At 71.7% G+C, this 17,450-nt stretch carries 17 protein-coding genes; 6 read left to right on the forward strand and 11 right to left on the reverse strand.

Going from position 1 to position 17,450, the window contains the following annotated elements; all coding sequences use genetic code 11:
- From ACYVAQ_RS14670 to ACYVAQ_RS14690, 5 genes are all read right to left on the reverse strand, one after another.
- Positions 1 to 2,691 (reverse strand): DNA translocase FtsK 4TM domain-containing protein, encoded by a 2,691-nt coding sequence (locus ACYVAQ_RS14670; protein ID WP_460790845.1) that lies wholly within the window; start codon positions 2,689 to 2,691, stop codon positions 1 to 3.
- Positions 2,692 to 2,880: 189 nt separating this feature from the next.
- On the reverse strand, positions 2,881 to 4,569 hold the full coding sequence (locus ACYVAQ_RS14675; protein WP_460790847.1) for a ribonuclease J: 1,689 nt from the start codon (positions 4,567 to 4,569) through the stop codon (positions 2,881 to 2,883).
- Positions 4,566 to 5,456 (reverse strand): 4-hydroxy-tetrahydrodipicolinate synthase, encoded by an 891-nt coding sequence (gene dapA / locus ACYVAQ_RS14680; RefSeq protein ID WP_460790850.1) that lies wholly within the window; start codon positions 5,454 to 5,456, stop codon positions 4,566 to 4,568. Before dapA ends, ACYVAQ_RS14675 begins: the two co-directional genes overlap by 4 nt.
- A 4-nt stretch (positions 5,457 to 5,460) precedes the next feature.
- Positions 5,461 to 6,402 carry an LLM class F420-dependent oxidoreductase gene (locus ACYVAQ_RS14685; RefSeq protein WP_460790852.1) on the reverse strand — a complete coding sequence of 314 codons (942 nt, stop codon included), beginning with the start codon at positions 6,400 to 6,402 and terminating at the stop codon, positions 5,461 to 5,463.
- A gap of 31 nt (positions 6,403 to 6,433) precedes the next feature.
- On the reverse strand, positions 6,434 to 7,270 hold the full coding sequence (locus ACYVAQ_RS14690) for a L,D-transpeptidase family protein (RefSeq protein ID WP_460790855.1): 837 nt from the start codon (positions 7,268 to 7,270) through the stop codon (positions 6,434 to 6,436).
- A gap of 84 nt (positions 7,271 to 7,354) precedes the next feature.
- Between ACYVAQ_RS14690 and ACYVAQ_RS14695 the strand changes: the two genes are divergently transcribed.
- The gene (locus ACYVAQ_RS14695; protein ID WP_460790858.1) at positions 7,355 to 7,606 is read left to right on the forward strand and encodes a hypothetical protein; all 252 of its coding nucleotides are present in this window, start codon (positions 7,355 to 7,357) and stop codon (positions 7,604 to 7,606) included.
- A gap of 4 nt (positions 7,607 to 7,610) precedes the next feature.
- On the opposite strand, the gene ACYVAQ_RS14700 is transcribed toward ACYVAQ_RS14695, so the two are convergent.
- Genes ACYVAQ_RS14700 through gcvT form a run of 4 tightly spaced genes read right to left on the reverse strand, consistent with a single transcriptional unit; the run spans position 7,611 to position 10,295 of the window.
- Positions 7,611 to 8,126: a dihydrofolate reductase gene (locus ACYVAQ_RS14700; protein ID WP_460790860.1), complete on the reverse strand. Its 516-nt coding sequence runs from the start codon at positions 8,124 to 8,126 to the stop codon at positions 7,611 to 7,613.
- Positions 8,123 to 8,917 (reverse strand): thymidylate synthase, encoded by a 795-nt coding sequence (locus ACYVAQ_RS14705; protein WP_460790863.1) that lies wholly within the window; start codon positions 8,915 to 8,917, stop codon positions 8,123 to 8,125. Before ACYVAQ_RS14705 ends, ACYVAQ_RS14700 begins: the two co-directional genes overlap by 4 nt.
- Before the next feature lie 17 nt (positions 8,918 to 8,934).
- Positions 8,935 to 9,192 carry a hypothetical protein gene (locus ACYVAQ_RS14710; protein ID WP_460790864.1) on the reverse strand — a complete coding sequence of 86 codons (258 nt, stop codon included), beginning with the start codon at positions 9,190 to 9,192 and terminating at the stop codon, positions 8,935 to 8,937.
- The gene (gene gcvT, locus ACYVAQ_RS14715; protein ID WP_460790867.1) at positions 9,192 to 10,295 is read right to left on the reverse strand and encodes a glycine cleavage system aminomethyltransferase GcvT; all 1,104 of its coding nucleotides are present in this window, start codon (positions 10,293 to 10,295) and stop codon (positions 9,192 to 9,194) included. Before gcvT ends, ACYVAQ_RS14710 begins: the two co-directional genes overlap by 1 nt.
- A 24-nt stretch (positions 10,296 to 10,319) precedes the next feature.
- On the opposite strand from gcvT, the gene ACYVAQ_RS14720 reads away from it, so the two are divergent.
- Positions 10,320 to 11,852, forward strand: a complete 1,533-nt coding sequence (locus tag ACYVAQ_RS14720; protein ID WP_460790870.1) for a leucyl aminopeptidase — start codon at positions 10,320 to 10,322, stop codon at positions 11,850 to 11,852.
- Here ACYVAQ_RS14720 and ACYVAQ_RS14725 read toward each other — a convergent pair.
- Positions 11,806 to 12,192, reverse strand: coding sequence for a hypothetical protein (locus ACYVAQ_RS14725; RefSeq protein WP_460790873.1), 387 nt, complete (start codon positions 12,190 to 12,192; stop codon positions 11,806 to 11,808). The two genes, ACYVAQ_RS14720 and ACYVAQ_RS14725, sit on opposite strands and share 47 nt — an antisense overlap.
- 152 nt (positions 12,193 to 12,344) lie before the next feature.
- On the opposite strand from ACYVAQ_RS14725, the gene sucB reads away from it, so the two are divergent.
- Positions 12,345 to 14,120, forward strand: coding sequence for a 2-oxoglutarate dehydrogenase, E2 component, dihydrolipoamide succinyltransferase (gene sucB / locus ACYVAQ_RS14730; RefSeq protein ID WP_460790875.1), 1,776 nt, complete (start codon positions 12,345 to 12,347; stop codon positions 14,118 to 14,120).
- A gap of 86 nt (positions 14,121 to 14,206) precedes the next feature.
- Here sucB and ACYVAQ_RS14735 read toward each other — a convergent pair whose 3' ends face one another.
- The gene (locus ACYVAQ_RS14735; protein WP_460790877.1) at positions 14,207 to 14,740 is read right to left on the reverse strand and encodes a hypothetical protein; all 534 of its coding nucleotides are present in this window, start codon (positions 14,738 to 14,740) and stop codon (positions 14,207 to 14,209) included.
- Between the two features lie 61 nt (positions 14,741 to 14,801).
- On the opposite strand from ACYVAQ_RS14735, the gene lipB reads away from it, so the two are divergent.
- The 3 genes from lipB to ACYVAQ_RS14750 are packed head-to-tail and all read left to right on the forward strand — an operon-like array spanning position 14,802 to position 17,434.
- Positions 14,802 to 15,527 (forward strand): lipoyl(octanoyl) transferase LipB, encoded by a 726-nt coding sequence (gene lipB, locus ACYVAQ_RS14740; protein ID WP_460790924.1) that lies wholly within the window; start codon positions 14,802 to 14,804, stop codon positions 15,525 to 15,527.
- A 9-nt stretch (positions 15,528 to 15,536) separates the two neighbouring features.
- Positions 15,537 to 16,466, forward strand: coding sequence for an ABC transporter ATP-binding protein (locus ACYVAQ_RS14745; protein ID WP_460790881.1), 930 nt, complete (start codon positions 15,537 to 15,539; stop codon positions 16,464 to 16,466).
- On the forward strand, positions 16,466 to 17,434 hold the full coding sequence (locus tag ACYVAQ_RS14750) for a hypothetical protein (RefSeq protein ID WP_460790883.1): 969 nt from the start codon (positions 16,466 to 16,468) through the stop codon (positions 17,432 to 17,434). Before ACYVAQ_RS14745 ends, ACYVAQ_RS14750 begins: the two co-directional genes overlap by 1 nt.
- Positions 17,435 to 17,450 lie beyond the last annotated feature (16 nt).

The raw sequence follows: 17,450 nt of genomic DNA on the forward strand, positions 1-17,450 counted from the left end.
TCACGCCTCCCCCTGGATGGTGAAGATCACTGCATCGATCTCGTCGGGCTTGACCAGCACGTCGCGCGCCTTGGAACCCTCGCTGGGTCCGACCACGCCACGGCTCTCGAGGATGTCCATCAGGCGACCCGCCTTCGCGAAGCCGACCCGCAGCTTGCGCTGCAGCATCGACGTCGAGCCGAACTGGGTCGACACGACCAGCTCGATGGCCTGGATGACCAGGTCCATGTCGTCGCCGATGTCGTCGTCGAGGACCTTCTTGCTCGCGGCCGGGGCCGTGACGTCCTCGCGGTAGCTCGGCTCGAGCTGGCCCTTGCAGTGCTTGACGACCGAGTGGATCTCCTTCTCGGTCACCCACGAGCCCTGCACGCGGATCGGCTTGCTCGCACCCATGGGGAGGAACAGGCCGTCGCCCTGACCGACCAGCTTCTCCGCGCCCGGCTGGTCCAGGATGACGCGGGAGTCGGCGAGGCTCGAGGTCGCGAACGCCAGCCGGCTCGGCACGTTGGCCTTGATCAGACCGGTGACGACGTCGACGGACGGGCGCTGGGTGGCCAGGACCAGGTGGATGCCGGCCGCACGGGCCAGCTGGGTGATCCGGACGATCGAGCTCTCGACGTCGCGCGGAGCGACCATCATCAGGTCGGCGAGCTCGTCGACGATGACCAGCAGGAACGGGTACGGCGCCAGCTCGCGCTCGCTGCCCGGCGGGACCTCGACCTTGCCCTCGCGGACGGCCTTGTTGAAGTCGTTGATGTGCCGGAAGCCGAAGTTGGCGAGGTCGTCGTACCGCATGTCCATCTCGCGGCAGACCCACTCGAGCGCCTCGGCGGCCTTCTTCGGGCTGGTGATGATCGGGGTGATCAGGTGCGGGACGCCCTCGTAGTTGTTCAGCTCCACGCGCTTGGGGTCGACCATGATCATCCGGACCTCGTCGGGCGTGGCGCGCATGAGGATGCTGGTGATCAGCGAGTTGATGAAGCTGGACTTTCCGGAGCCGGTGGCACCGGCGACCAGGAGGTGCGGCATCTTCGCCATGTTGGCGACGACGAAGCCGCCCTCGACGTCCTTGCCGAGGCCGGCGACCATCGGGTGGTGGTCGCTGCGCGCGGCGTTGGAGCGGAGCACGTCACCGAGGGAGACGGTCTCCTTGTCGGAGTTCGGGATCTCGACACCGACCGCGGACTTGCCGGGGATCGGGCTGAGGATCATCACGTCCGACGTACCGACGGTGTAGGCGATGTTCTTCTGGATGTTCGTGATCTTCTCGACCTTGACGCCCACGCCGAGCTCGATCTCGTAGCGGGTGACCGTCGGACCGCGGGTGTAGCCGGTGACCTGGGCGTCGACGTTGAACTCGTCGAGCACGTTCTGCAGGCGGCGTACGACGTCATCGCTCGCCGCGCTGCGGGTCTTGTGCGCGTCACCGGGCTTGAGCACCTGGGCGTCGGGCAGTGTGTAGACGATGTCGCCGGACAGCGAGAGCTGCTCGGCGCGGACCGGGAGCTCGGCGTGCGGCGGCGGGACGACCTCCTCGACCACGTCGGGCGGCGGCACGAACGCGGCCGGCAGACCGGTCTCGGGGTCGGCGCCACCGCGCTTGCCGAGGGCGCGCTTCTCCAGCGGCCCCATGTCGGCCGGCGTCGGACCGTCGTCGGTGCCGTCGGTGAGCGGGATGTCGATCGGCTCGAGGAGCTCCATCGACTCCTCCGGCGTCGCGTCGGCCGGCTTGGTGCGGCCTCGGCGCTTGGGCTTGTCCTCGCGCAGCAGCGGGGTGTCGTACGCCGGGTCGCCGGTGCGCTCGAAGGTGTCGTCGAAGCGGATCGCCTGGGTGGCGTCGGGGTCGTTCGGCTCCGGGTAGTGGCCGAACAGGTGGTGCGACAGGTCGCGGAGCCGGTCGGGGACGCGGTGCAGCGGGGTGGCGGTGATGACCAGGACGCCGAAGAAGGCGAGCAGCGCGAGCAGGGGGACGACCACGTAGTCGCTGCGCAGCAGGTCGAGCAGCAGCGCGGACACGACGTACCCGACGGCGCCGCCGCCGTCGCGCAGCGGCGTGGTGTCGCCGTTGACCGGCTGCGGGTTGCCGGCGGAGATGTGGACGATGCCGAGGATGCCGAAGGACAGCGCGGTCCAGCCGATGACCTGGCGGCCGGCGGGGCCGTTGGTGATCGGGTCGCGCATCAGGCGCCAGCCGGCGAGCAGCACCATCAGCGGCACCAGCCACGCGATCTTGCCCACCGTGCCGGAGGTGATAGTGCGGACGAAGTCCATGACGCCGCCGGTCACCTCGAACCAGACGGCGGCGGCGACGATCAGCGCGACGCCGAAGAGCAGCAGCCCAGCGCCGTCGCGGCGCTGCTCGGGCTCGATGTCACGGGCTCCCCCGACGACGCTGCGGACGACCGCCCCGACGCCGTGGGCGATACCCAGCCAGACCGCGGCGATGGCCCGCGCGATCGCGGTGAAGAAGGTGGCGATCGGGCCCGGCCCGCTGCGCACGGCACGCGGAGCCGGCCGCTTCGCGGTGGAGCGCGATCGGCTCTTGGTGCTGGTCGTACCACGGGGTCGCGAGCTGCTGCTCCCCCGTCCCTTGGCGCTGCTCGCCCGGGAGGTTCCGGACTTGCTGGCGGTGCGGGACGAGGAGGTCGTGCGGCTGCGCGAACCCGTCGGGGAAGACGTACGGGTCGCCATGCTCACAACCTACCCACTGGGCACTTGAGTCACAGGTGCAACACGCTGAAGGGTCAGGTGGGGGTTGAGGGTTGGGGGTGTCGGAATCACCGGTCGACCGGGGATTCCTGCACTTGTCGGCCGTTGCAACACCCGACAAGCGTCGGAATCACCGGTCGACCGGTGATTCCTGCACCGCGAGAGGCCGGCTCAGGCCTCGACCACCACCGGCACGATCATCGGGCGGCGCTTGTGGACGCTGCCGACCCACCGACCGATCGTCCGGCGGACGGTCTGCTGGAGCAGGTAGGTGTCGGTGTTGCCCTCGGAGAGCTGGAAGTTGACCGCGTCGACGATGGGCTGCTTGATGTCGTCGAACATCGAGTCGTCCCAGGCGTGGCCGCGGGCGTGGATCTCCGGGCCGGCGCTGACCTTCTTGGCGACCGAGTCGACGACCACGATGACCGAGATGAAGCCCTCCTCGCCGAGGATCCGGCGGTCCTTGAGCTCGGTCTCTGTGACGTCGCCGACGGTCTGGCCGTCGACGAAGACCAGGCCGACCTCGACCTTGCCGACCACGGACGCGACACCGTCGACGAGGTCGACGACCACGCCGTCCTCGGCGTACACGACGTTCTCCACGCCGGTCTGCTGAGCCAGCTCGCCGTTGGCCAGCATGTGCCGGATCTCGCCGTGCACCGGCAGGACGTTGCGCGGCTTGACGATGTTGTAGCAGTAGAGGAGCTCGCCGGCGCTGGCGTGGCCGGAGACGTGGACCAGGGCGTTGCCCTTGTGCACGACGCGGGCGCCGATCTTGGCCAGTCCGTTGATGACCCGGTAGACCGAGTTCTCGTTGCCCGGGATCAGCGACGACGCCAGGACGACGGTGTCGCCCGGCTCGAGGTGCACGAAGTTGTGGCTGCGGTTCGCGATCCGCGACAGGGCCGACATCGGCTCGCCCTGGGAGCCGGTCGAGATCAGCACCTGCTTCTCCGGCGGCAGCTGCGCGAGCTCCTTGGCCTCCACCATGACGCCCGGCGGGACGGTCAGATAGCCCAGGTCGCGGGCGATCGCCATGTTGCGGACCATCGAGCGGCCGACGTACGCGACCTTGCGGCCGTGCGCCACGGCGGCGTCGAGCACCTGTTGCACGCGGTGCACGTGCGAGGCGAAGCAGGCGACGATGATGCGCTGCTCGGACTCGCGGAAGACCTGGTCCAGGACCGGCGTGATCTTGCGCTCGGCCGTGGTGAAGCCGGGCACCTCGGCGTTGGTGGAGTCGGTGAGGAACAGGTCCACGCCCTCCTCCCCCAGCCGCGCGAAGGCGCGCAGGTCGGTGATCCGGCCGTCCAGCGGCAGCTGGTCCATCTTGAAGTCGCCGGTGTGCAGGACGAGCCCGGCGGGGGTGCGGATCGCGACCGCGAGGGCGTCCGGGATCGAGTGGTTGACCGCCACGAACTCCAGGTCGAACGGGCCGAAGGAGATCCGATCGCCCTCCTTGACCGTGGTGAAGGACGTCTGGCGCAGCCGGTGCTCGCGGATCTTGGAGTTGACCAGAGCGAGGGTGAGCTCGGAGCCGACGAGCGGGATGTCCTGGCGCTCGCGCAGCAGATACGGCGTCGCGCCGATGTGGTCCTCGTGCCCGTGGGTCAGCACCAGCGCCTCGACGTCGCCGAGCCGGTCCCGGATCGGCCCGAAGTCGGGCAGGATCAGGTCGACACCGGGCTGGTGGTCCTCGGGGAAGAGCACTCCGCAGTCGACGAGGAGCAGGCGGCCGTCGTACTCGAAGGCGGTCATGTTCCGGCCGACCTCGCCGAGGCCGCCGAGCGGGATCACCCGCAGGCCGCCGGCCGGGAGCGCCGGCGGAGCGTCGAGCTTGGCGAGGCCCTCGAAGCTCACGAGAGCACCCCGGCCGCGCGCAGGCCCGCGGCGAGGGCCGCGACTTCCGCCTCGTCCAGGGCCATCAGCGGGGAGCGCACGGTGCGGTTGTCGAGGACGCCGAGCAGCTGCATGGCGGCCTTGGCGGTGGTGGCGCCGTAGTTGGGCACCCCCATCACCGCCTCGTACGCCGGCACCAGGCCGGTGTGGATCCGCAGCGCCTCCGCGTTGTCGCCGCGCTGGAACGCCTCGATCATGGCGCGCAGCTCGTTGCCGGCGGCGTGGGCGACGACGGAGACGAGCCCGACCGCGCCGTAGGCGAGGTAGCCGAGGGTGTTCACGTCGTCGCCGGAGTAGACCGAGTAGCCGAGGTCGACCAGCTGCGCGGTGCGCGCGATGTCGCCGGTGGCCTCCTTGACCGAGATGACCGGCTCCCACTTCTTCGCCTCGGCGTAGGTGGCGAGCTCGATCTTCGTGCCGGTACGGCCGGGGACGTCGTACAGCATCACCGGGACGTCGGTGGCGCTGACGACCTGCTGGAAGTGGTGGAGGACGCCGGCCTGGCTGGGCTTGTTGTAGTACGGCGTGACGAGCAGCAGCCCGTCCGCGCCGACCTTCTCGGCCTGCCGGGCGAGCTCGACGGAGTGGCGGGTGTCGTTGGTGCCGACTCCGGCGACGATCTTGGCCCGGTCGCCGACCGCGTCCTTGACCGCCGCGAGCGTCTCGCCGTCCTCAGCCGTGGTCGTCGTCGGCGACTCGCCGGTCGTTCCGGACACCACGATGCCGTCGTTGCCGTTGTCGACCAGGTGCTTCGCGACCTTCTGCACCGCGTCCAGGTCGACGGAGCCGTCCTCGCGGAACGGCGTCACCATGGCGGTCAGGAGGGTGCCGAAGGGTGCCGAAGTCATGGGATCAGCCTAGTGCGGGCATGACCTCGGCAGCGACCAGGCGTACGTGGTCGAGATCGGCGAGGTCGAGGACCTGCAGGTAGATGCGCTGCGAGCCGAGTGCGGCGTACTGCTCGATCTTGTCCACGACCTCCGCGGGAGTGCCGGCGAGCCCGTTGGCGCGCAGCTCGTCGACGTCACGACCGATCGCGGCGGCCCGCCGGGAGATCGTCGCCTCGTCCTCGCCGCAGCAGAGCACCAGCGCGTTGGAGTAGACGAGCTCGTCGGGGTCGCGGCCGATCCGCTCGGCGGCCGCACGCACCCGGCCGAACTGCAGGGTGGTCGTCTCCAGGTCGACGAACGGCAGGTTGAACTCATCGGCAAACGTCGCCGCCAGGGCCGGTGTCCGCTTCGCGCCGAGCCCGCCGACGATGATCGGCGGGCCGCCACGGTGGCCTTCGTGCTGCGCCGGCTTCGGCAGCGCCGGGCAGTCGGCGAGCCGGTAGTGCTGCCCGTCGAAGGCGTAGCGCTCGCCGACCGGCGTCGACCACATCCCGGTGATCAGCTCGAGCTGCTCGGCGTACCGCTCGAAGCGCTCGGACGTGCTGGGGAACGGGATCCCGTACGCCGTGTGCTCCTGGGTGAACCAGCCCGCACCGAGGCCGAGCTCCACGCGGCCGCCCGACATCTGGTCGACCTGCGCGACCTGGACCGCGAGGACCCCCGGCTGGCGGAAGGTCGCGCTGGTCATCAGGGTGCCGAGCCGGATCGAGCTGGTCTCGCGGGCCAGCCCGGCGAGCGTGGTCCACGCGTCGGTCGGACCGGGCAGCCCGTCCCCGCTCATGTGCAGGTAGTGGTCGGAGCGGAAGAAGGCGTCGAACCCGAGCTCCTCGCTCAGCTGCGCCACCCGCAGGAGGTCGTCGTACGTCGCGCCCTGCTGCGGCTCGGTGAACACCCGGAGATCCATGTCCCCGACCCTAGCCAGGGGCACCAGCCGCTCAGGAGTGGTAGACGACCACCGCGTCACCGACCCGGACCTGGTCGAACAGCCACGCCACCCCGGCCTCGTCGCGGATGTTCACGCAGCCGTGCGAGGCCCCGCTGTACCCGCGCGCCGCGAAGTCCGAGGAGTAGTGCACGGCCTGCCCGCCGGAGAAGAACATCGCGTACGGCATCGAGGAGCCGTACAGCCTCGAGACGTGGTCGCGGCTCTTGGCGTAGACGTGGAAGAGACCCTCCCGGGTCGGGGAGTACGACGCCCCGAACCGCGCGTCGAGCGTCCTGCGGACCACGCCGTCGACGACCCAGCGGACTGTGCTGGAGGTCTTGTCGACGCAGATCACCCGACCGGTCTCGCAGCGGGGGTCGAGGGCGCCCGGGGTGTTGTTGTTCAGCGGGTCGTCATCGAGCTGGGCCTTGGTCGGCTCGGTGGTCATCGCCAGCAGCCGGCGCATCGTGCGGCGGTCCACCTCGCCCGTCACGGGGATCCCACGCTTGGCCTGGAAGCCGCGGACGGCTTGCTCCGTGGCGTCGCCGTAGTGGCCGGTCGGCGCCCCGGAGAACCAGGCGATCTGGGTCAGCCGGGCCTGCAGCTGCTTGACCTGGGGCCCGTCGTCGCCGGGGGCGAGCAGAGCCGGCGCCGGGGTGGGCGTGGGCGTCGGCGTCCGGCTCGGCCGCGGGGCCGGCGCGGTCGCGGTCGCGGGCGCGGTCGCAGGCGCGGTCGCGGCATCGGCCTGCTGCCAGGGCATCCGGCCGGCGTGGACCAGCCCGACGACGTACGCGCCGGCCGAGCAGAGGACGACGAGCGCGGTCAGGATGGCGATGCGGCGCAGCATGGGGGCTCCTCGGTCAAGGGGGTTCTGCCCTGTTGACGCGCGGCGCTGGGATTCGGTTGCGGCCGAGTGGGACAAGATGGCCGCATGCGGATCTTCGGGGGCCAGCGCTCGTTCTTCGTCGGCAGGTCCTGGAACACGTCCTTCTCCCGGACCTATGACGTCGGTACCCCGGGGTGGTGGGTCCTGGCCACGCTCTTCTACCTGGCGTGGGTCGGGTTCCTGACCCTCTTCATCGTGCTGCTCACCGACCTGTCGTTCCCGGTGTCGTTCGGTCTCGGCGTCGTCGGCGGGGCCGTGATGGTGGGCTACGGCTACGTCCGCAGCTTCCGCCGCTGAGGCCTCAGCCGCACGCGAAGACGCGCTCCCAGGTGACGAGGGTGAAGCCGTCGCGCGGCTCGCGGGAGACCTCGTGCCAGCGGGAGCGGTTGAACTCCGGGTAGAAGGTGTCCCCTGCCGGGGACATCGGCACCTCGCTGATGAGCTGTACGTCGGCGTACGGCATCGCCGCCTCGAAGACGTAGGAGCCGCCGCCGATCATCACCTGCTTCTCGGGCGGCTCGTCGGCGAGGACCGAGTCGGCGAGCGCCAACGCCTCGGGGAGCGAGGCGGCCACGCGGACCCCGTCGGCGCTCCACGACGGGTCACGGGTGAGCACCACGGTCGTGCGACCGGGCAGCGGCCGGCCGATGCTCTCGTGGGTCGCGCGGCCGATCACCAGGACGTTGCCCAGCGTGGTCGCCTTGAAGTGGGCGAAGTCGGCGGGGATGTGCCACGGGATGCCGTTGTCGGCGCCGATGACACCGTTCTCGGCGACGGCGGCGACCATCGTCACCCGCCGGCCGGCTGGGGTGGTCATACGGCGATCGGCGCCTTGATGCCGGGGTGCGGGTCGTAGCCCTCGACGGCGATGTCGTCGAGGTCGAAGCCGTCGATCTCCTTGATCTCCGGGTTGAGCACCAGGCGCGGCAGCGGCCGGGGTTCCCGGGTGAGCTGCAGCCGGGCCTGCTCGAGGTGGTTGGAGTAGAGGTGCGCGTCACCGAGGGTGTGCACGAAGTCGCCGACCTCGAGGCCGGCCACCTGGGCGACCATGTGGGTGAGCAGCGCGTAGGACGCGATGTTGAACGGGACGCCGAGGAAGATGTCGGCGGAGCGCTGGTAGAGCTGGCAGCTCAGCCGGCCGTCGGCGACGTAGAACTGGAACAGCGAGTGGCACGGCGGCAGCGCCATCTCGTCGACGAGCGCCGGGTTCCACGCCGAGACGATGTGCCGGCGCGAGTCCGGGTTGGTGCGGATCTGGTCGACGACCTGGGCGAGCTGGTCGATGTGCCGGCCGTCGGGCGCCGGCCACGAGCGCCACTGGGCGCCGTACACCGGACCGAGGTCGCCGTTCTCGTCGGCCCACTCGTCCCAGATCGTGATGCCGCGCTCCTGCAGCCAGCGCACGTTGGTGTCGCCGCGGAGGAACCACAGCAGCTCGCCGAAGACCGAGCGGGTGTGGATCTTCTTCGTCGTCACCAGCGGGAAGCCCGCGGACAGGTCGAAGCGCATCTGGTGGCCGAACACGCTCAGCGTGCCGGTGCCGGTGCGGTCACCCTTCGAGGTCCCCTCGTCGAGGACGCGCTGGACCAGGTCGAGATATTGCCGCACGCGCCGAGCCTATGCCCTCAGGCCGACAGCGACATCGGGCCGTAGACCTCGCGGTCGTTCTCGAAGAGTGTCACCTGCGCGACGCCGGCGTCGGCGAGCTCGGCGTACGTCTCCCCGATCCAGGACTCGGCGTCGGCCTGGCTCGGGAAGCGCTGCTCGGAGTGCTCCTCGACGGCGACGACAGCACCGGAGCTGTCCTCGAGCCGCCACCACCAGGGGCGGTCGGCCGGGGTCGGTGCGCGGAAGGTGGGCGGGTCCTCGGGCAGGGCGGCCATCAGGACTCCCGCACCGACGGGTCGACGAACGGTGGCTTGTGGATCACGAAGACCTCCTGCTTGCCCCGTACGTCGACGAGGACCTCGGCGTCGTCGGCCACGTTGGTACCCACCAGCGCCAGGGCGATGCCCTGCTTGAGCGTCGGGGAGAACGTGCCGGAGGTGATCTCGCCGACCCGGAAGTCGGCGCCGATCGAGACGCCCATGTGCGGGCGCGGGATCGCGCGACCGATGGACTTCAGGCCGACCAGCTTGCGCTTCGGGCCGGCCGCCCTCTCCGCGACCACCGCGTCGCGGCCCCAGAACGCATCCTTCTTCCAGCCCACCGCCCAGCCGAGGCGCGCCTCGTTCGGCGTGACCGACGGGGAGATGTCCTGGCCGTGCAACGGGTAGCCCATCTCGGTGCGCAGCGTGTCGCGCGCGCCCAGGCCGCAGGCGGCGATGTCGAACTGCTCGCCGGCCTTCATCAGCGCGTCCCACAGCTCGCCGGCGACGGCGTTGGGGGCGATCAGCTCGTAGCCGCGCTCGCCGGTGTAGCCGGTGCGGCACACGATGACCGGCTCGCCGGCGTAGTCGGCCTCGATGAAGGTGAGGTACTCGTGACCGACCGGAAGGCCGGCCGCCTCGAGGGTCTCGTCGGACCTCGTGCCCTGGACCGCGATGACCGCGTAGTCGCCGTGGTGGTTGACCACCTCGAGGCCGTCCGGGGCGCCCTCGGCGAGACGGCGGTGCACCTCGGTGTTGTTGGCCGCGTTCGGCACCAGGAACACGTGGTCGTCGTCCTTGTAGTAGCTGAAGATGTCGTCGACGATGCCGCCGGTCGCGTCGTCGAGGCAGAGCGTGTACTGCGCCCGGCCGGGGCCGATCCGACCCAGGTCGTTGCTGAGCCGCTCGTTCACGTACGCCGCCGCACCCGGCCCGCGGACCACGACCTTGCCCAGGTGGCTGACGTCGAAGATGCCCACGCTGGTGCGTACCGCCGTGTGCTCGGGCACCACCCCGGCGTACTGCAGCGGCATCGACCAGCCACCGAATTCGGCGAACTTCGCCCCGAGGGCGACGTGGCGGTCGTGCAACGGGGACTGGAGGAGGTCGTCGGCCATAGCCCGGAAGATATCGTGCGGGACGTGACGACCTACGCCGTGCGCACCGCGAGCCCCGCCAAGACCAAGGCCGAGGCCGTGGTGGTCGGGGTCGTGCCCGGCCCGGCCCTCGCTCCGGGCGGCGAGGACGTCGCCGCGGCGTACGGGCGCAAGCTCAAGGGGCTGCTGGCGACGCTGTCGCTGACGGGCCGTCCGGGCGAGGTCGCCAAGGTGCCCACCAACGGTGTGATCGGGTCGCCGCTCCTCGTGCTGGTGGGCCTCGGCGACGCCACCGACCCCCAGGCCGTACGACGGGCCGCGGGCAACGCCGCGCGCGCCACCGGCTCCGCCGCGTCGATCGCCCTGGCGCTGCCGGCGGACACGCCCGAGCTGGCCCGCGCCGTGGTCGAGGGCTTCCGGCTCGGCGGGTACGCGTTCACGGCGTACAAGAGCGGGGCGGAGGCCACTGCCCCTGCCGAGGTCGTGCTCCTCTCCCCCGCCGCCCGACGGGCCGAGATCGTGCGGGCCGTCGAGGACGCCCAGGTGATCGCGGACGCCACCGGCGTGATGCGGGACTGGGTGAACACCCCCGCCGCCGACCTCACCCCGCCGGCCTTCGCCGACGCGATCGTGGCCGCGGCGAAGGCCGCCAACAAGGGTCTCTCCACCAAGCTCAAGGTCGACGTGTACGACGAGGAGCGGCTGGCCGAGCTCGGCTGCGGCGGCACGCTCGCGGTCGGTGCCGGCTCGGCCGCGCCGCCGCGGATCGCCGAGCTGCGCTACCGCCCGAAGGACGCCGTCGTGCACCTCGCGCTCGTCGGCAAGGGGATCACCTTCGACTCCGGCGGCCTCACCATCAAGCCGGGCTCGAGCATGGGGACGATGAAGGAGGACATGGCCGGCGCCGCCGCGGTCGTGCAGGCGACGCTCGCCATCGCGCGGCTCGGGCTGCCCGTCGAGGTCTCCGCGTTCGTGGGCCTGGCCGAGAACATGGTCGGACCCGCGTCGATGCGCCCGGGCGACGTGCTGACGATCTTCGGCGGTACCACCGTCGAGATGCAGAACGCCGATGCCGAGGGCCGTCTGGTCCTCGCCGACTGCCTCGGGCTCGCCGTGGAGCGCAAGCCCGACCTGGTCGTCGACATCGCGACGTTGACCGGCCACATGGTGCAGGCGCTGGGCGACCGGATCGCCGGTGTCATGGGCGACGACGAGGTCGTCGCCGAGGTGCTGGCAGCGGCCGAGGCCGCCGGCGAGGACGCGTGGCCGATGCCGATCCCGGACTTCATCGTGGAGCGGGTCCACACCAGCCGGGTCGCCGACCTCGCGCAGCACGACTGGATCCGCTGGGGTGGAGGGCTGTTCGCGGCCGCGTTCCTGCGGGAGTTCACCGGCGGCCTGCCGTGGGCGCACCTGGACATCGCGGGTCCCACGTTCAACCGGGGCGGCCCGGTCGGGCACCTCCCGTCGGGCGCGACGGGCTACGGGCTCGCCACGCTCGTCGAGCTGGCCCGCGGGCTGGCCGCCCGGGCTACGGCTGGTGCCCCTGCTGCTCCTGCTGCTTCCGTGCCCGCGTGACGCGGTGGTTGTAGTCCCGCATCCGCTGCGGGATCCCCACCACGCCGGCGTCGTACGACGGCACCTGGCGAGCGTTGCAGAACTTGTGCGCCCACTCGACCGAGGGGACGCGGCGGCGGGTCCACTCGCCGTCGTACGCGACGAGCAGGAGGGTGACCTCGCTGACGGCCGTGCGCGGCTCGATGAAGCCCTCGACGCCGCGGTGCGCGGTGATCCACTGCTCGAGGTGCGCCTGGTCGGCGGCGTCGGCGGCGCGCACCCGGGTGGAGCCCGTCCGCGCCGCATCCCGCGCCGGCCCGCTCATCTTCGCGCCGCGACGGAACCGATCCCAGAACGCCATGCACCAAGTGTGCCCGACGGACCTCGTCGTCAGCTCCGTTTCGAGAGTCGGTCCGGGCCGTTGCGGGCTGTGTCACACGTGGTGCAAGGATGGGGCCCGCAGCTCAGTCAGGCGCGCTTCTGTCGCACACCGACCCACGAAGTCGAGGAACCATGGCCACTGAAGTACCCCTCCCGGCACTCGGAGAGTCCGTCACCGAAGGCACCGTGACCCGGTGGCTCAAGCAGGTCGGCGACAGCGTCGCGGTCGACGAGCCGCTGCTCGAGGTCTCCACCGACAAGGTCGACACCGAGATCCCCTCGCCCGTCGCCGGCACCCTGCTCGAGATCAAGGCGTCCGAGGACGACACGGTCGAGGTCGGCGCGGTGCTGGCCGTGATCGGTGCGGCCGACGAGGGTGGTACGCCGGCTCCCGCCGCCGAGCCCGAGGCGCCCTCCGCAGCGGACGCCGAGCCTCAACCCGAGGCCGCGGCCGAGACGCCCGACGCACCCGCTGCTCCTGACACCCCCGCGGCCCCGGCATCGCCCGACGCGACCGCGGGGACCGAGGCGCCCGACGGTGCCGCGGGCGGCGCCACCGGCACCGCCGTGACCCTGCCGGCCCTGGGCGAGTCGGTCACCGAGGGCACGGTGACCCGCTGGCTCAAGCAGGTCGGCGACAGCGTCGCGGTCGACGAGCCGCTGCTCGAGGTCTCCACCGACAAGGTCGACACCGAGATCCCCTCGCCCGTCGCCGGCACCCTGCTCGAGATCAAGGCGTCCGAGGACGAGACCGTCGAGGTCGGCGCCGAGCTCGCGATCATCGGCAGCGGCTCGCCCGCGGCCGCCCCCGCCGCCTCCGCCGCTCCGGCAGAGCCGGCCCCGGCCGCCCCGGAGCCGACCCCGACGGCCGAGCCGGAGCCCGAGCCCGCCCCGGAGGCGCCCGCCCCGGCCCCGGTCGCCCCAGCCCAGCTCCCGCCCGAGCCCGCCCCGGTCGCCGAGGCGCCCGCCGCCGAGCCGTCCGCGGACGGCCCCGGCTACGTGACCCCGCTGGTCCGCAAGCTGGCCAACCAGCACGGCGTCGACCTGGCCACCGTCACCGGCTCCGGTGTCGGCGGCCGCATCCGCAAGCAGGACGTCATCGCCGCGGCCGAGGCGAAGAAGGCCCCGGCGGCGGCTGCCCCGGCCGCGCCCGCCACGACGCCCGCCGCCGGCGCACCGGCTCCGACGCCGTCGCCGCTGCGCGGCCAGACGGTTCCGATCAGCCGGCTGCGCGCGATCATCGCGAAGCGGATGAACGAGTCGCTGCAGACCTCGGCCCAGCTCACCCAGGTCGTCGAGATCGATGTGACCAACGTGGCCCGGCTGCGCGAGAGCATCAAGGACGAGTTCCTGGCCCGCGAGGGTGTGAAGCTCAGCTACCTGCCGTTCTTCGCGAAGGCGGCGATCGACGCGCTCAAGGCGCACCCGACGCTCAACGCCGCGATCGACACCGAGGCCGGCACGGTGACCTACTTCGACCGGGAGAACCTCTCGATCGCGGTCGACACCGAGAAGGGCCTGATCACGCCGGTCATCAAGGACGCGGGCGACCTGTCCGTGTCCGGCCTGGCCAAGAAGATCGCCGACGTCGCGGCCCGCACGCGCAACAACAAGATCGGCCCCGACGAGCTCTCCGGCGGCACCTTCACGATCACCAACCTCGGTTCGGTCGGCGCCCTGTGGGACACCCCGATCATCAACCAGCCGCAGGTCGCGATCCTCGGTCCCGGTGCGGTCGTCAAGCGGGCGGTCGTCATCGACGACGAGCACCTCGGCGAGACGATCGCCGTGCGCCACATGTGCTACTTCGCGCTGACCTACGACCACCGCCTGGTCGACGGCGCCGGCGCGGGCCGGTTCCTGCAGGAGGTCAAGAAGCGCCTCGAGGCCGGTCAGTTCGAGGTCTGACGCAGGTGGTCGCGAGCTTGCTCGCGACCACCGTGGCGGAAGAGGTCGAGTGCGGCCGCGGCTGAGGAACGAAGCCGCGACGCCGTTTATCGAGACCCGAGAGAAGACCGCAGCACCCAACGCCCCTCGACCCGCCGGAAGTCCAACCGGCGGGTCGATGCGTTGTCGCGCGGGAGGGCGTAGCGGCGGCCGTGGCCGACGGCGTACGCCGTGACCAGCCGGTCGGTCACCACGAGCACGATCCGCCGGGCCGTCCGCACCTCGAGCCGTACGCCGAGCAGCTGCATCGACATCCCGCGGACCCGCAGGCCCCGGGCCGACCAGCGCCGGAGCAGGGCGACGTCGTCGCGCCCGGCGGCCGACCCGGCGGCGTACAGGCGACGCAGGGCGGGGACGTCGCCGTGCGCCCACGCCGCGGCCCGGGTGCGGTCCCAGTCGCGCAGCACCACCAGGGCGCGCACCGCGGCCACGGGACCGGCCGCGCGCGCAGCCGGCGCCACCTCGGCCACGGGCCGCTGATCGGGCACCTGCCGCCCCATCCCGAGCAGCACGGCTCCGACGACGAGCACCACCGCGATCGCAGCGCCGGTGGCGACCGCGCTCCTGCCCGAGATCCGCATGCCCCAGTCCTACGCCCTCGGCCACGGACGCGCATCCGCTCCTCCACAGGCCGCGGGTAACCTGACTCGGGTGAGGGAGTACGTCGAGCTCGGCCAGGTCGACTACCAGGCCGCCTGGGACCTGCAGCGGTCCCTCCACACCGAGGTCGCGGACGGAGCCCGCACCGACACCGTCCTCCTGCTCGAGCACCCGCCCGTGTTCACCGCCGGCAAGCGGACCGAGCCGTGGGAGCGACCGGCCGATCCGGGCGGCGCCGACGTGATCGACGTCGACCGCGGCGGCAAGATCACCTTCCACGGCCCCGGCCAGCTGGTCGGCTACCCGATCGTCACACTCCCCCAGCACGTGCTCGTCGTCGACTACGTGCGTCGGGTCGAGGAGGCGCTCATCGCGGCGTGCGCCGAGCTCGGCGTGACGACCGCGCGCGTCCCGGGCCGCAGCGGCGTCTGGCTGCGCGCCGACGAGCACGGCCCGGAGCGCAAGATCGCCGCGCTCGGCATCCGGGTGAGTCGGGGTGTGACCATGCACGGCTTCGCGCTCAACTGCGACGTCGACATGGCCTGGTACGACCGGTTCGTGCCCTGCGGCATCGCCGACGCGGGTGTGACCTCGCTGAGCCGCGAGCTCGGGCGCGACGTCACGGTGGCCGAGGTCCTTCCCGTCGTACGACGGCACCTGGACGAGCTGCTCGACTGGAACGAGTACACGCCGACCCCGGACTACGAGCCACGCCCGGACCCGGCCAAGATCCCGCGAATCCCGGTATTGCGCCCCACCGGTGCCTAGTCTCGGCGCATGCCGGAACTGGTCATCGACGCCGAACGCCTGCGCAAGCACTACCGGACCCTGGGTGGCGTGGTCCGCTGGGCGGTCGACGGCGTCGACCTGAGGGTCGAGCGCGGTGACGTGCACGGCTTCCTCGGACCGAACGGGTCCGGGAAGACCTCGACCATCCGGATGCTGCTGGGGCTGACCCGCGCGACGTCCGGGAGCATGGCCCTCTTCGGCGAGCCCGTGCCCCAGCGCCAGCCGTCCGTGATGGGCCGGATCGGCGCGGTGGTGGAGTCGCCCAAGTTCTCCCCCGGCCTGACCGGGCGGCACAACCTGTTGCTGCTGTCGCGCTCGGTCGGCATCGCCGACTCGACGGTCGACCAGGCCCTCGAGACGGTGGGGCTGACCCAGCGGGCCCGGCAGAAGTACAAGGGCTACTCGCTCGGCATGAAGCAGCGGCTCGCCGTCGCCGCGACCCTGCTGCGCGACCCCGAGCTGCTCGTCCTCGACGAGCCGTCCAACGGTCTCGACCCCGCCGGCATCCGCGAGAACCGCGAGATGATCAGGTCGCTGGCCGAGCGCGGGGTGACCGTGCTGCTGTCCTCGCACGTGCTGGCCGAGGTCCAGCAGGTGTGCACGGCCGTGACGATCCTCGGGCGGGGGCGCACCCTCGCGGCGGGTCCGGTGAGCGACCTGCTGACCCCGACCACCGGCGTACGCCTGGTGCCGACCGACGTGGACCGGGCGACGACGGTGCTGGAGGCCGCGCAGGTGTCGGTACGCCGCGACGACGCGGCCCTCGTCGTCGACGGCACGACCGCGGAGCGGGTCAGCGAGCTGCTGGCGGGCTCCGGCGTGTGGCTGCGCGAGCTGACCCCGCTACGCCGCGACCTCGAGTCGGTCTACCTGGAGCTCACCGCAGGCCAGGACCTCGCCGCGGAGGGAGCAGCCTGATGCGCCACCTCGTGCGCGTCGAGCTCGACCGCATCCGCTGGCGCCGCGCCGTCCGGGTCCTCGTGCCGATCGCCCTGCTCATGCCGGTGGTCATGCTGGTCATCTGGACGGCCAACACGAAGCCGCACGACGCGCAGGCCTGGGCGAGGGCCGAGGCGCGTGCCCAGCGGGAGATGAGCTCGCCCGGCTTCCAGCACCAGATCGACCGGTGCGTCGCCGATCAGTGGATCGGCCCCGGCACGACCCGGGAGCAGTGCATCGCGGAGCAGGCACCCCGGCCCGACTGGTACCTGCCCTACAACGAGATGAAGGCCCAGGACGCCATCACGGGCTTCGCGCCTGCCGCGGCCATGCTGGTCGTGGGCGCGATCGCGCTCGCCGCGATGACGTACGCCGGCGCCGACTGGTCCAGCGGCTCGATCAGCAACCAGCTGATCTTCAACCCCCGACGCCTGCAGCTGTACGCCGCCAAGCTGATCGCCATCGGCGCCCTCGGCGCGGTGGTGAGCCTCCTTGTCCAGGCGGTGTGGTGGATCGCGTTCACCCTCATCGCGCAGGTCCGTGACCTGCCGTGGGAGCCCGGGATGACCGGCGACGCCCTGGCCGTCGCCGCCAAGGGCACCGCGTTCGCCGCCCTGATCGGTGTCACGGCCTTCGCCCTCACCACCCTCGTGCGGCACACGGTCGCCGCGCTGGGGACGACGTTGGCCGTCCTGGCTGTCAGCACCGCGTTCATCCACGGGCTCGACACCGGCAACCTGCAGGCGCTCAGCCCCGCCCTGAACGCGGGGGCGACGCTGTTCGACGACATCACCTACTCGACGCAGAGCTGGAGCTCCGGCGACGGGTTCCGGGCCTATGAGACCCACACCATCGGCGCCGCTCAGGGCTTCCTGTTCTGGGGCGTGATCGGGCTCGGCCTGGTGCTCGGGGGCGGCGCGGCCTTCCGCCGACGCGACGTCCCCTGACGGTCAGTAGACTTCC

Source organism: Nocardioides maradonensis (assembly GCF_054777115.1).